General features: G+C 67.2%; 12 protein-coding genes. 6 read left to right on the top strand and 6 right to left on the bottom strand.

Annotated features, from left to right (window positions below; all coding sequences use genetic code 11):
- Window positions 1-53: 53 nt before the first annotated feature.
- Window positions 54-839 carry an SDR family NAD(P)-dependent oxidoreductase gene (locus tag ACWIGI_RS18160; protein ID WP_454203554.1) on the top strand — a complete coding sequence of 262 codons (786 nt, stop codon included), beginning with the start codon at window positions 54-56 and terminating at the stop codon, window positions 837-839.
- Window positions 840-1,112: 273 nt separating this feature from the next.
- Here the strand turns inward: ACWIGI_RS18160 and ACWIGI_RS18155 are convergent, their stop codons facing one another.
- Entirely contained in the window at window positions 1,113-1,361 is a 249-nt protein-coding gene (locus ACWIGI_RS18155; protein ID WP_454203553.1) for a hypothetical protein, read from the bottom strand.
- 148 nt (window positions 1,362-1,509) lie between these two features.
- Here ACWIGI_RS18155 and ACWIGI_RS18150 point away from each other — a divergent pair, with 148 nt between their 5' ends.
- From ACWIGI_RS18150 to ACWIGI_RS18130, 5 genes are all read left to right on the top strand, one after another.
- The gene (locus ACWIGI_RS18150) at window positions 1,510-2,415 is read left to right on the top strand and encodes a helix-turn-helix domain-containing protein (protein ID WP_454203552.1); all 906 of its coding nucleotides are present in this window, start codon (window positions 1,510-1,512) and stop codon (window positions 2,413-2,415) included.
- A complete protein-coding gene (locus tag ACWIGI_RS18145) occupies window positions 2,405-2,611 on the top strand; it encodes a DUF397 domain-containing protein (protein WP_454203551.1) in 207 nt (68 codons plus the stop codon). The genes ACWIGI_RS18150 and ACWIGI_RS18145 overlap by 11 nt, the downstream gene beginning before the upstream one ends.
- A 4-nt stretch (window positions 2,612-2,615) precedes the next feature.
- Window positions 2,616-2,816 (top strand): DUF397 domain-containing protein, encoded by a 201-nt coding sequence (locus ACWIGI_RS18140; protein WP_454203550.1) that lies wholly within the window; start codon window positions 2,616-2,618, stop codon window positions 2,814-2,816.
- Between the two features lie 127 nt (window positions 2,817-2,943).
- On the top strand, window positions 2,944-3,192 hold the full coding sequence (locus ACWIGI_RS18135; protein ID WP_454203549.1) for a three-helix bundle dimerization domain-containing protein: 249 nt from the start codon (window positions 2,944-2,946) through the stop codon (window positions 3,190-3,192).
- 179 nt (window positions 3,193-3,371) lie between these two features.
- On the top strand, window positions 3,372-4,811 hold the full coding sequence (locus tag ACWIGI_RS18130; protein ID WP_454203548.1) for an RNase H family protein: 1,440 nt from the start codon (window positions 3,372-3,374) through the stop codon (window positions 4,809-4,811).
- Between the two features lie 11 nt (window positions 4,812-4,822).
- Here ACWIGI_RS18130 and narI read toward each other — a convergent pair whose 3' ends face one another.
- From narI to ACWIGI_RS18105, 5 genes are read right to left on the bottom strand one after another with little or no spacing between them, the layout of a single operon-like run.
- Window positions 4,823-5,560, bottom strand: coding sequence for a respiratory nitrate reductase subunit gamma (narI, locus tag ACWIGI_RS18125; RefSeq protein WP_454203547.1), 738 nt, complete (start codon window positions 5,558-5,560; stop codon window positions 4,823-4,825).
- Window positions 5,557-6,237: a nitrate reductase molybdenum cofactor assembly chaperone gene (gene narJ, locus ACWIGI_RS18120; protein WP_454203546.1), complete on the bottom strand. Its 681-nt coding sequence runs from the start codon at window positions 6,235-6,237 to the stop codon at window positions 5,557-5,559. Before narJ ends, narI begins: the two co-directional genes overlap by 4 nt.
- Window positions 6,234-6,413: a hypothetical protein gene (locus tag ACWIGI_RS18115; RefSeq protein WP_454203545.1), complete on the bottom strand. Its 180-nt coding sequence runs from the start codon at window positions 6,411-6,413 to the stop codon at window positions 6,234-6,236. The genes narJ and ACWIGI_RS18115 overlap by 4 nt, the downstream gene beginning before the upstream one ends.
- On the bottom strand, window positions 6,410-8,137 hold the full coding sequence (gene narH / locus ACWIGI_RS18110) for a nitrate reductase subunit beta (protein WP_454203663.1): 1,728 nt from the start codon (window positions 8,135-8,137) through the stop codon (window positions 6,410-6,412). Before narH ends, ACWIGI_RS18115 begins: the two co-directional genes overlap by 4 nt.
- A gap of 10 nt (window positions 8,138-8,147) precedes the next feature.
- Window positions 8,148-11,894 (bottom strand): nitrate reductase subunit alpha, encoded by a 3,747-nt coding sequence (locus ACWIGI_RS18105; protein WP_454203544.1) that lies wholly within the window; start codon window positions 11,892-11,894, stop codon window positions 8,148-8,150.
- Window positions 11,895-12,388: the final 494 nt, after the last annotated feature.

Genomic DNA, 12,388 nt, shown 5'->3' with positions numbered 1-12,388 from the left:
TTCCGGTCCGGATGTGCGTTCGGCGCATGCCCGGACCCAAGGAAGAGAGCGCAATGAGTACTGCGAGATTCGGCGGCAAGGTTGCCGTCGTGACCGGCGCCGCCTCCGGCATCGGTTCGTCCCTGGCCACCGCCCTGGTCGCCGAGGGCGCGTCCGTGATCGGCCTGGACATCGACGAGCCCGGATTGGCGAAGAAGGCGGCCGAACTCGGCGACGCGTTCGTTCCGGTGACCGCCGACGTCACGGCCGAGGCACAGGTGGCCGCCGCGATAGGCGTCGCGGCCGAACGCTTCGGGCGCCTGGACGCGGCGTTCAACGTCGCGGGCGGATCCCGGATCGGCGCGATCACCGACATGGCCGAGGCCGATTGGGATTTCACCGTCGACCTGGTGCAGAAGAGCGTGTTCCTGTGCACCAAGCACGAGGCTCGCCTGATGCGTGACAGCGGCAACGGCGGTGCGATCGTGAACATCTCGTCCCTGGACGGCCGCATCCCGATGCCCGGCGGCAGCCCCTACGCCACCGGCAAGGCGGGCGTGGTGATGTTCTCCAAGAACGCCGCCCTGGAGTTGGCGCCCCACCGCATCCGGGTGAACTCGGTCCTGCCCGGCCTGGTGGACACCCCGCTGGTTGCGGCGGTGATGGCCTACGAGCCCGCGAAACAGATGTTCCTGGACCGGATTCCCCTGGGCGCGGCCGCGACCCCCGAGCAGATCACCGCCCCCTGCCTGTTCCTGGCCTCCGATGACGCGTCCTACATCACCGGTACCGAGCTGGTGGTGGACGGCGGCTGGGAGATCAGCAATTTCCCGAACCTGGCGAAGCTCGCCGGGAGCTGATCGGAGTCGTCGCGGGGGCGTATGCCGTTCCCCGCGACGCACCGCCTCACGCTCGGTGCCGCCCCCGCAATCGATGAAGGTTGCCCACCGGCACCCGCCGAAACTCTCGCCCGTTCGCGAGAACCGAGGGCGCCTCCACACCCCCGCCCGCCGGCCCCCGGGTGTCAGCCGTACCCAGCCAAGCGGCGAATGTCACCGCAGCACAGCATATTCCGATGACAACAAACTCGACCACGCCCGCCATGCGCATCCCTCCCTGCCTCGGGCCGCCGTCTACCGGTAGAACCGCCCCCGCGCGGCCAACGTCCGCCGCCCCCGCTCGGTGATCTGCCACACCCCCACCCCACGCTGCATCCGTCCGAGAATGAGCCCTCGCGCGCTGAGCTTGGACACCGCGTTGCGCGTCCGCCAGGCGGTCAGCGTTGCCGCGTCCGCAAGACTCTCGACGGTGAGAAGCCCACCCGGGTCGAGCGATTCGAGTACCGCGATCTGTGCCTTGTCGAGCCTGCTGGTGAATGTCATGGGTAAACGGTGAGTCGCGCACCGACACTCTGACCCCGGGAGTGGCGAGTTCGCGAAATTGATGTGAATGCCCAGCAGACTTCCCATTTAGGCCTACCGTTTTTCTTGGATCGAGAAGAATTGTCGGACCTGGTGAGAGGACAGGGAGATGGGGGACGGCGAGTCAGAGGACACGGGGACTACGTTGCCACGTCGGCAGTTGGGCAGATTGCTGCGCGAGGAACGCTCGGCTACCGGAATGAATTTGGAGCAGGCCGCCGCGCTGGTTCAATGGAGTCGGCCTACGCTGAGCCGACTCGAGCGGGGTGAGACCGCGAGAATCAGACTCACGGACGTGCTGGCGCTGTGCGAGGCGTACGGCGTGTCTGCCGAGACGACGGCCGTCGCGAGGGGGTACGCGGAGCAGGTACCGGCCAAGACGTGGTGGCACGGCTACGGCGACCTGATTCCGGTGTGGGCCAATGTCTACGTCGGGTTGGAATCCAGCGCAACCGTATTGACGATCTTCCAACCACTGATAATGCACGGACTGCTGCAAACCACCGACTATGCGCGGTCTCTCGACCGGCTCTTCTTTCGGGATCACACAGAAGCCGAACTCGACCGACGCATTCAAATCCGAAGTCAGCGGCAGCATGCGCTGACTCGGGCCCACGAGCCGACACGGACGCTCGTGGTTCTCCACGAGAGCGTGCTGAGAACGGTTGTGGGAGACCCGCACATCATGTCGGCGCAGTGTCGGCACGTCGCCGATATCTCAACGCACGACAACATCGACCTTCGGGTGATGCCGTTCCGAGCGGGTGCGCCACTCGGCGCGGCGGTGCCGCCGTTCACGATCATGGATTTCGGCCGTGTCACCCCTGGCAAGCGGCAGCAGGAACCCTCCCAGGTCTATTGCGAGGGCTACGCGGGTAGTGCCTACTTGGAGAAGCGAACGGATGTTCTGTTGTTTCGCCAGGCATTCCAGAAGCTCCAAGAGAGAAGCCTGGACGCTCGTTCGAGTCGCGACCTGGTGCGAGAAATAGCGAGGAGACACGAGAGTGAACGATGATGTGGCCCATGCTCGGTGGTTCAAATCCAGCTTCAGTCAGGGAGGCTCGGACTGCGTCGAAGTCGCCTTCCTGGCAAATGGCGAGGTTGGTGTGCGTGACTCCAAGTGTCCCTCCGGTCCGTCCCTGACCTTCACGCCCGGACAGTGGGAGGCATTCACCGCGAGTATCTGGGCGGGGGAGTTGGCAGGGGAGTGAGGCTTTGAGCGTTGAGTCGGACCGCGCCGAGTGGTTCAAGTCCACCCACAGTGCCGGAGGTCAGGAATGCGTCGAAGTCGCCTTCCATCCCGGTGGCGAAGTAGGCGTGCGTGACTCGAAGGACCGTGGCGGTCCGGCGTTGACCTTCGGTCCGCGAGCCTGGGACGCGTTCACCGCCGCTCTGCGCGCCGGGAGCTTCGGGTAGGCGGGGCCCGGCTCACCAGTCGTTCACCGAGCGTTCGTGTTGGCGCAAGGTGGGGGAGGCAATCTCTACTGATGGGTGTGCGGGCCCCATCGCACATCTCTACCGATCGAATCGGCCGGAGTTCGCGATGACTGAAACGCCTGTCGCACATGCCTCGAACCCGTCCTCGGGGCTCAGCCCCGATGTTCAGGTCGCCCTGCAGCGGGTCACCACCCGCCTGAACACCGAATTCACCGAGCTGGTGGCCGCCGACACCGTGGACGCCACGGTCCAGTCGGCGTACGAGTACATCGCCCGGGAAGCGAAGGTGGAAGCCTTCCTTCCGCTGCTCGCCGAGCGCATCGCCCGAAAGAGGCTGCGGGAGAGCATGACCTGAGAACCGGGCGAATCCCGGCGCGCGGGACACGGCGGTGCGGTGTGTGAACCCCCGTCGCGTCTCGCGCTTTTTCGTGTAAGCGCCGAAAAGTGTCGTGCTCGGACGCTAACGTCAAGGAGGTGGGACACGGCGGGGATGACTCAGGGCGGATCGGTTCTCTACGAAGAGATTTCGATGTCATGTTGGATGCGTGCTGGGAGGAGGTGGAGGGGACCGCCTCGGGGGAGTTGCTGGCGGCGCTGCACGATCCGGGGATGCGGGAACGGCGCATCGACGCGCTGCACTATCTCGAGACACTGCTCATGCGGGATTTGAGCCTGGCCAAACTGCGTGAAGCGGGCCGGGCCGAGCGCGCGGAACTGGCCGACATGTGGCACCGCACCGAGAGTTTGCGGCTGACGGCCATGGCACAGGTGCGCGCGGAGGAGCATCCGCTGCGCCGCGAGGGCCCCAAGGGATTCGAGCAGGTGTGCGGGTGGCTGGTGGGGCTGCTGCTGCCGCGCGAATACGAGGCGGCCTTCGGGGAAGCGTCCCTGGAATGCGGATTGGCCCCCGAACGCACGCGCCTGCCCTCGCACGACTGGTGGGCCTGGGCGGTGCGCTACGGCTGGCTCGTCGATACGACGAGTCCCGCTGGGAAACAGCTGCTTTCGCTCGACCAGAACGCCTTCGTCGAGCGAATCCGCCGCGTCATCTCCGGCGCGCACGTCGCGGGCTCGGACGACCCGGCGGTGGTGGAGCGCTGGGAACGCGCGTTCAAGGGCATCGAGGAGGAATTGCGCGCCGATCTCGAGGCCGCCCTGGCCGTGGCGCGTGAGGCGCGCGGCGCCTCCTTCGAACTCGCGCTCACCTGGGTCGCAGAACTCTACGAGGAACTCGCCGACCTGCGGGTGCAACGCCGGGCGGCGGTACGCCGCTGCATCGCCATGAAGGACGAGGTCGCCGGCCGCGTGAACGCGGCCACCGATTCGGTCCGCGAATGGTGCTGCGCCGCGGCCGCCGACCGCATCGCCGAGGAGCACGCCGAGCTGTGGGATCGGGTGCGCACGGTGGTGTGGGAACACCGGAGTACCTGGGAACGCGAGGGATTCACCTTCACCGTCGACGGCAGCGCGCTCGCCGATCGCCTGCGCCTGGCGGTGCGCGAGCATCCCTCCCGGCAGTCGATCAGCGAGGTCTCCTCCGGCGCGCTGCCGCGAGTATCGCCCGCCGCCCCCGGCGTGCTCGCGGTGGCCACCGACGCCTCCGGGTTCGGCCCGGTGGGCGGCTACGCCTGGGTGACCGCCGACGGCCGCAGTGGCGGCGGCAAGTGTGTGGACGGCAAGTCCTCGGTCGAGTCCGAGCTCATCGCCATCTGCGAAGCCGCTCTCGCGCCCGAACTCTCGGATCGCCGCCTGCGCATACTGTCCGACTGCGATCAGGCGGTGGAGGCCGTGAACGCGGCGTTGCGCAACCGGACCGCCAACACGCTCCCGTTCACCGTGTCCGCCGCGGTCCAGGACTACGTGCACCGCGCGATAGGCCGCGCGATTCCCTTCAGCGCCAAATGGATAGCGGGCCACGACGGCCACCCCCTCAACGAGGAGGCACACCGCCTGGCCCGCGCCGCACGCTGGTAGCGCGCCGATCCTCAGCGCTCGGGCGGGATCACCGGGGAGTCCCAGGCCCGGGCGAAGCGCCGCTTGTCGACCGCGTTGGTCTCCCGGCTGCGGTACACCACGTACGGTCGCACCAGGTAGCCGACCGGCGCGCTGAACATGTGCACGAGCCGGGTGTACGGCCAGACCCCGATGAGGGTGATCACGATGAGCCCGTGCGCCTGGAAGGTCCACGGTGTGCCCACCATGAGTTCCGGCTGCGGATGCGCGGTGAAAAGACTGCGGAACCAGGGCGATACGGTCTCGCGGTAGTTGTACGTGCCCCACAGCAGGTTGCTGCCCACGGTGTTGAGCAGACCCGTGATGAGCGCACCCGCCAGCAGGGCGTACATGAACTTGTCGTTGGTCGTGGTCGCCTGCCGCACGGCCGAGACCGTGAAGCGCCGGTAGAGCAGAATGGCGATGCCGAGGATGACCGCGACGCCCGCGACGGTGCCCGCCGACACCGCGACCACGTGGTACAGGTGATCGGAGATGCCGATGGCGGCGGTCCAGGAGGCCGGGATCAGTACGCCCAGCACGTGTCCGCCGAAGACGCCGAGCATGCCGAAGTGGAACAGCGGACTGCCCAGGCGCAGCAGCCGGGATTCGTAGATCTGCGAAGACCGTGTGGTCCAGCCGAATTGGTCGTTGCGATACCGCCACAGGTGGCCCAGCACGAACGAGGTGAAGGCGACGTAGGGCAGTGTCATCCACAGGGTGCTGGTCATCGGCGGCCTTCCGCTCCGGTGAAGGACAGGGGGTCCATGGCGAACGGCTCCAGGCCGACTTCTTCCTCGGGCGGTCCCTGTGCGGCGAGTTCGGCGATGCGCCTGCGGTCGGCGGTGGTGACCGGCGGCAGCGTCGCGGTGACGGCGGCCAGAACGCCGGCGTACGGTGATCCGCTGTCGGACAGCGAGAGTCGCAGGAGTTCCAGCACGGGGACGTGTTCGCCGAGCAGGCGTTCGCCGCCCACCGGGTCGACGGTGGCCGCGAATTCCAGCAGTACCGGCAGGAAGTCGGGCAGTTCCTCGTCACCGAGTTCCATGCCCGCGTGCCGGTAGGCGTGCTTGAACCGCAGCAGCGCCATGCCGCGCTTGCGGGTGTCGCCGTACGCGTAGTAGCTCAGGTGCAGGCTGGCCCGGCGGCGCATGTCGAAGGTCTCGACGTACTCCCGCGCCAGCGCGATGGGCGTGCCCGCGCGCAGGTGCTCGATGATCGGGTCCAGGTGCACGCGTACCGAATTCGGCAGCTCGCTCACGGCTGCGGCCAGTTCGCCGATCATCTCCAGGGCGGTGACGCTCGGATAGTCCAGCAGCAGCGCGCCGAGCCGCCAGACGAGTCGCCGGTCGCGGTCCGAGAGCTCGACGGCGGGTTCGGGCCGCCTGCGCAGTTTCAGCAGGTTCATGGCGTGACTCCGGTGGATTCGGCGGCCGCCGCCCCGGGGCCGTCCGGGAGGCGACGATCGGCCCGGGCGTTCGGGTAGTCCAGCGGGAGTGCGCCGAGCCGCCAGGCCAGCCGGGCGTCGTGCTCGACGGCGGGGACGGCCGGTGCGGGCCGGCGGCGCAGGGTGAACAGCTTCATCGGGTCGCTCCCGCCGGGAGGGTGGCTCCGGGCTCGTTCGCGGTGCCGCCGTTGCCGTTGGCGCCATGACCGTTGCCGTTGCCGTTGGCTCCGGACCCGTTGTGCCCGTTGCCGTTCGAGCCGTTGCCGTTCGAGCCGTTGCGTCCCGGCAGCAGTCCCGAGGCGTTCTTGCCGTCCCAGTTGAGCAGGTTGATCCGCGTGGACTTCTCCTCCGGCGCGGCCCCGTTGGTATCGGTGAGGTGGAACTTCTCCGCCATCACGTCGAAGGCCGTCATGCCGGGCCCGCCGTCGGTGTCGAGGCTGCAGCCGGTGGCCAGCGAATCCAGTTCGTGCGCCCGCGAGGTCGCGCCCTGCGGAATCACGTACCGGTGCTCGTATTTGGCGATGGCCAGCAGCCGGTACATGGCCTCGATCTCCTCCGGCTCGAGTCCCACCGAATCCGGAATGGTGAGATCGGGTTCCTGGCCGAGGTTGATCGAGCGCATGAACGAGCGCATGCCCGCGAGCCGTTGCAGCGAGGAGCGCACCGGGCCGAGTTCACCGGCGGTGAAGAGTTCGGCCAGGTATTCCAGCGGAATCCGCAGGGCGTCGATGGCGCCGAAGAGATTGTCGACGTTCTCGCCGTCGTGCCCGGTCTCGGACAGCACGTCCACCACCGGCGACAGCGGCGGCACGTACCAGACCATCGGCATGGTGCGGTATTCCGGATGCAGCGGCAGTGCGATCTGGTAGTCGACGATGAGCTTGTAGCACGGCGAATCCTGGGCCGCCTGAATCCATTCCGGCGAGATCCCGGCCCGTTCGGCCTCGGCGATCACGCGCGGATCATGCGGATTGAGGAAGACGCCCAGCTGCGCGGGGTACAGATCCTTGTCGTCCTTGACCTCGCACGCGGCCTGTACGGCATCGGCGTCGTACAGCATGACGCCGATGTACCGCAGTCGCCCGACACAGGTTTCCGAGCACACGGTCGGGATGCCGACCTCCACGCGCGGGTAGCAGAAGGTGCACTTCTCCGCCTTGCCCGTCTTGTGGTTGAAGTAGATCTTCTTGTACGGGCAGCTGCTCACGCACTGCCGCCAGCCGCGGCACTTGTCCTGGTCGACGAGCACGATGCCGTCCTCGGAGCGCTTGTAGATGGCGCCCGAGGGGCACGCCGCCGCGCACGAGGGGTTGAGGCAGTGCTCGCAGATGCGCGGCAGGTAGAACATGAAGGTCTCCTCGAATTCGAGTTTGACCTTGTCCTCCAGCTTGCCGAGCAGCGGATCCTTGGCGACCTGCTCGGGGCCCGAGCCCAGCGAGTCGTCCCAGTTCGCGCCCCAGGTGACCTTGGCGTCCTCACCGGTGATGAGCGACTTGGGCTTGGCCACCGGGCTGGTGTCCATGGCGGGCGCCGAGAGCAGGTTCTCGTAGTCGTAGCTCCACGGGTCGTAGTAGTCCGACACCGTGGGCAGATCCGGGTTGGCGAAGATGTTGAGCAGTCGCTTCATCCGCGAGCCGGACTTGAGGGTGAGTTTGCCCTTCTTGTTGAGGGTCCACCCGCCCTTCCACTTCTCCTGGTCCTCGTACCGGCGCGGATAGCCCTGTCCGGGACGGGTTTCCACGTTGTTGAACCAGACGTACTCGGTGCCGCCGCGGTTGGTCCACGCCTGCTTGCAGGTGACCGAGCAGGTGTGGCAGCCGATGCACTTGTCGAGGTTCATGACCATCGCGAGCTGTGCCATGACGCGCATGTCAGTACTCCACTTCCTGCGAGCGCTTACGAATCGTCGTCACTTCGTCGCGCTGATTTCCGGTGGGGCCGTGGTAGTTCAGCGCGAAGGACTGCTGGGCGTAACCACCGATGAGATGCGAGGGCTTGATCATGATGCGGGTGAGCGCATTGTGAATGCCGCCGCGTTTGCCGCGACCCTTGAAGTCGTCGGGCTTGTCGGCGCCGTTGCCGTTGGAACCGTTGGCGCCCTTACCGTTCGCCGTGGTCGGCGGCCCCTCGATGCGCGGCACGTTCACCGTGCGGTCCTGGGCGTGGTACATGAACACCGTGCCCTCGGGCATGCGGTGCGACACGATCGCCCGGGCCACCACCACGCCGTTGCGGTTGACGGCCTCGATCCAATCGTTGTCCGACACACCGATCTTCGCGGCGTCGACGTTCGACATCCAGATGGCCTGACCGCCGCGCGAGAGCGTGAGCATGTGCAGGTTGTCCTGGTACGCCGAGTGGATCGACCACTTGGAGTGCGGGGTCAGGTAGCGCACCGTCACCCCGCCGTGCTCGTTGACCGAGCCGATGCCGGGCTCGCTGAACAGCGCCGTCATGTCCAGCGGCGGCCGGTAGATCGGCAGCTGTTCGCCGAGTTCGATCATCCAGTCGTGATCGAGGTAGAAGTGCTGGCGCCCGGTGAGGGTGTGCCAGGGCTTGAGTCGCTCGGTGTTGATCGTGAAGGGCGAGTAGCGGCGGCCGCCGGTCTCGCTGCCCGACCATTCGGGCGAGGTGATGACGGGCACCGGCCGGGCCTGGGTGTCCGCGAAGGTGATGCGCTTGCCCTCGTGCTCGGCCGCCAGGTCCGCCAGCTGGGTGCCGGTGCGCTCCTCGAGATCCTCGAAGCCCTCCACGGCGAGGCGGCCGTTGGTGGTGCCGGACAGCGCGAGGATCGTCTCGGCGGCGTGGATGTCCTTGGCCAGCGACGGACGCCCCTGTGCCACACCGGAAACGACGGTTCCGTTCTGGCCCCTGAGGTACTCGACCTCCTCGGTCGGATGGGTGACCACGCCCTTGGTGGTGAGCCCCAGCGTCTCGACCAGCGGTCCCAGCGCCGCCATCTTCTCGGCCACGGCGGGGTAGTTCCGTTCCACCACCACGAGTTTGGGCATGGTCTTACCCGGAACGGGCTCGCATTCGCCCTTCTTCCAATCCAGCACGCGCCCACCGGCCTGGGCCAGCGCGTCGGCGGTGTCGTGCTGCAGCGGCACCGCCACGATGTCCTTGCGGACGCCGAGGTGCTTCTCGGCCAGCCAGGAGAAGCCGCGCGCGATGCGGTGGAAGGCGTCGAAGTCGGTGCGGGTCTCCCACGGCGGGGAGATGGCCGGGGTGAACGCGTGCACGAAGGGGTGCATGTCGGTGGAGGACAGATCGTGCTTCTCGTACCAGGTGGCGGCGGGCAGCACGATGTCGGAGTACATGGTGGTGCTGGTCATGCGGAAGTCCAGCGACAGCAGCAGATCCAGCTTGCCGGTCGCGCCCTCCTCGCGCCAGACCAGCTCCTGCGGCCGCACGCCGGTGGCCTCGCCGGTCTGCAGGTTGGAGTCCGCGCCCAGCAGATGCTTGTGGAAGTACTCGTTGCCCTTGCCCGAGGAGCCGAGCAGGTTCGCGCGCCACACGGTGAGCACGCGCGGGAAGTTCTCCGGGGCGTCGGGATCCTCGCAGGCGAAGCGCAGCTCGCCGGACTTCAGTCCCTCGACCACGTAGTCGGCCGCGCTCGTGCCCGCGGCCTCGGCCTCGTCGGCCAGATCCAGGGGATTGCGATTGAGCGTCGGGTAGGACGGCATCCAGCCCAAACGCGTTGCGAGCGCGATGTTGTCGGCGGCGGTGCGCCCGGCGAACTCGCCCTTGGCCAGCGGCGAGGCGAACGCCTCGGAGGTGAAGGGGTCGTAGCGCCACTGGTCGTTGGTCAGGTACCAGAACACGGTGCCCTGCATCTGGCGCGGCGGCCGCTGCCAGTCCAGCCCGAAAGCCAGTGTGGCCCAGCCGGTTACCGGCCGGCACTTCTCCTGGCCCACGTAGTGCGCCCAGCCGCCGCCGTTCACGCCCTGGCAGCCGGTGAGCAGCGTCAGGGTGAAGAAGGCGCGGTAGATCTGATCCGAGTGGAACCAGTGGTTGGTGCCCGCGCCCATGAGGATCATCGAGCGCCCGCCGGATTTATCGGCGTTGTCGGCGAATTCGCGGGCGATACGCGCCGCCTGTACGGCGGGGACGCCGGTGATCTGTTCCTGCCAGGCCGGTGTGTACGGCTCGCTGGGATCGTCGTAGCCGGTAGGCCAGCTGCCGGGCAGCCCCGATCGCGCTACCCCGTACTGGGCCAGCAACAGGTCGAACACCGTCGTCACCCGCTTACCCGCCACGACGGTGGTCGGCACACCGCGGGTGAGGACGCCCGCGGTGGGCTCGTCGAAGCGGGGGAACTGCACGGCCGCAGCGTCGTCGGTGCGACCGTGCAGAGTCAGGAGGGGATCGACGTCCCCGAGGTCCAGGTTCCATTTGCCCTTGCCCGCTTCGGTGAAGCGGTCGCCGAGGGATCCGTTGGGCACCTGGGGATTTCCGTCGCCGTCCAGCAGTACCGGCTTGAATTCCACGCCCTCGCCGGTCTCTCCGAGATCGGCGGCGGTGAGGAACTTGCCCGGTACCGCGACACCGTCCTTGTCCTCCAAGGTGATGAGGTACGGCAGGTCGGTGTAGCGCTTGATGTAGTTGTCGAAGCGCTCGGTGCGCTTGGCGACGAAGAACTCGTTGAGCACGACGTGGCCCATGGCCATGGCCAGCGCGGCGTCGGTGCCGGGGCGCGCGGGCATCCACTCGTCGGCGAACTTGGTGTTGTCGGCGTAGTCCGGGGAGACCACCACGACCTTCTGGCCGCGGTAGCGGGCCTCGGTCATGTAGTGCGCGTCCGGGGTTCGGGTCACCGGGACGTTGGAGCCCCACATGATGAGGTAGCCGGCGTCGAACCAGTCCGCGGACTCGGGCACGTCGGTCTGATCGCCGAAGACCTGCGGCGAGGCCACCGGCAGGTCGGCGTACCAGTCGTAGAACGACAGCATGGAGCCGCCGATCAGCGAGATGAAGCGCGCGCCGACGGCGTGGCTGACCATGGACATGGCCGGAATCGGGGAGAAGCCGGCGACGCGGTCCGGGCCGTACTTCTTGATGGTGTGCACGTGGGCGGCGGCGGCCATCTCCGCGGCCTCCCACCATTCGGCGCGCACGAAGCCGCCGCGACCGCGAGCGGACTTGTAGGACTTGGCCTTCGCGGGATCCTCGACGATGGACTCCCACGCCAGCACCGGATCCTTGAGCCGGGTCTTGGCCTCGCGGTACAGCTCCAGCAGCACGCCGCGCACGTACGGGTAGCGGATGCGCGCGGGGGAGTAGGTGTACCAGGAGAACGACGCGCCGCGCGGGCAGCCGCGGGGCTCGTACTCGGGCTTGTCCGAACCCACCGAGGGGTAGTCGGTCTGCTGGGATTCCCAGGTGATCACGCCGTCCTTGACGTAGATCTTCCAGGAGCACGAACCGGTGCAGTTCACACCGTGCGTGGAGCGCACCACCTTGTCGTGGGACCAGCGATCACGATAGAACTCGTCGGCCTCGCGCCCGCCCACCCGATGCAGGGTGCGCAGATCGCCGGAAACCTCGCCGCGATTGAAGTACTTTCCCAGTCGAAGAAGTGCATCCGCGGAGGAAGTTCCGGTATGCGAGTTAGCCATGACGCCCCCATCGAGTGAGAAAAACCGGGCTGCTGGCTCGACTGTAGGGACGACATTGCGGGCATCAAAACCATGTTCTCACAGTGCGCGACGGCCACCGGTGAGTTGTGAGATCGCCGCAACCTCACGGTCACTGCGCGATAGCGGCAATACCCCCGGTGATCGCGCGTGACCTGCGGTTACCGAGGGTGAACCGCTGAAATGCGGCCCGTTCCAGGGGTTCCGGAGGTGTCACGGTGATGCTTTGGAAACGGCTGGTTCTCCGGCGGTTTACATTTGTTAACACGTTTCGGAAGGGGACCTGTACGCGATTTTCCGCCAACCCGGCTACCGTGTCGCCGCTTCGGAGTGGCGTGGATTACTCGTCGGTATTCGCGTTTGCTGAATAATCGCCACTGAATTCGGCGGCACCGGGCGCGCGGTACGAAATGCGGAGTGTGACATCCCGAATCAGACATTCGAACCGCGTCCGCGGCGCGGGGCGCCCGTAAATC

This window comes from Nocardia sp. NPDC055321, assembly GCF_053645575.1.
The sequence above is the reverse complement of the archived record's forward strand: the minus strand, read 5'-3'. Positions and strand labels throughout refer to the sequence as shown.

Excerpts from the sequence above, each read along its gene's own strand:
- ACWIGI_RS18160 (WP_454203554.1), top strand. The coding sequence starts at position 54 with ATGAGTACTGCGAGATTCGGCGGCAAGGTTGCCGTCGTGACCGGCGCC.
- ACWIGI_RS18155 (WP_454203553.1), bottom strand. The coding sequence starts at position 1,361 with ATGACATTCACCAGCAGGCTCGACAAGGCACAGATCGCGGTACTCGAA.
- ACWIGI_RS18150 (WP_454203552.1), top strand. The coding sequence starts at position 1,510 with ATGGGGGACGGCGAGTCAGAGGACACGGGGACTACGTTGCCACGTCGG.
- ACWIGI_RS18135 (WP_454203549.1), top strand. The coding sequence starts at position 2,944 with ATGACTGAAACGCCTGTCGCACATGCCTCGAACCCGTCCTCGGGGCTC.
- ACWIGI_RS18130 (WP_454203548.1), top strand. The coding sequence starts at position 3,372 with ATGTTGGATGCGTGCTGGGAGGAGGTGGAGGGGACCGCCTCGGGGGAG.
- narI (WP_454203547.1), bottom strand. The coding sequence starts at position 5,560 with ATGACCAGCACCCTGTGGATGACACTGCCCTACGTCGCCTTCACCTCG.
- narJ (WP_454203546.1), bottom strand. The coding sequence starts at position 6,237 with ATGAACCTGCTGAAACTGCGCAGGCGGCCCGAACCCGCCGTCGAGCTC.
- ACWIGI_RS18115 (WP_454203545.1), bottom strand. The coding sequence starts at position 6,413 with ATGAAGCTGTTCACCCTGCGCCGCCGGCCCGCACCGGCCGTCCCCGCC.
- narH (WP_454203663.1), bottom strand. The coding sequence starts at position 8,137 with ATGGCACAGCTCGCGATGGTCATGAACCTCGACAAGTGCATCGGCTGC.
- ACWIGI_RS18105 (WP_454203544.1), bottom strand. The coding sequence starts at position 11,894 with ATGGCTAACTCGCATACCGGAACTTCCTCCGCGGATGCACTTCTTCGA.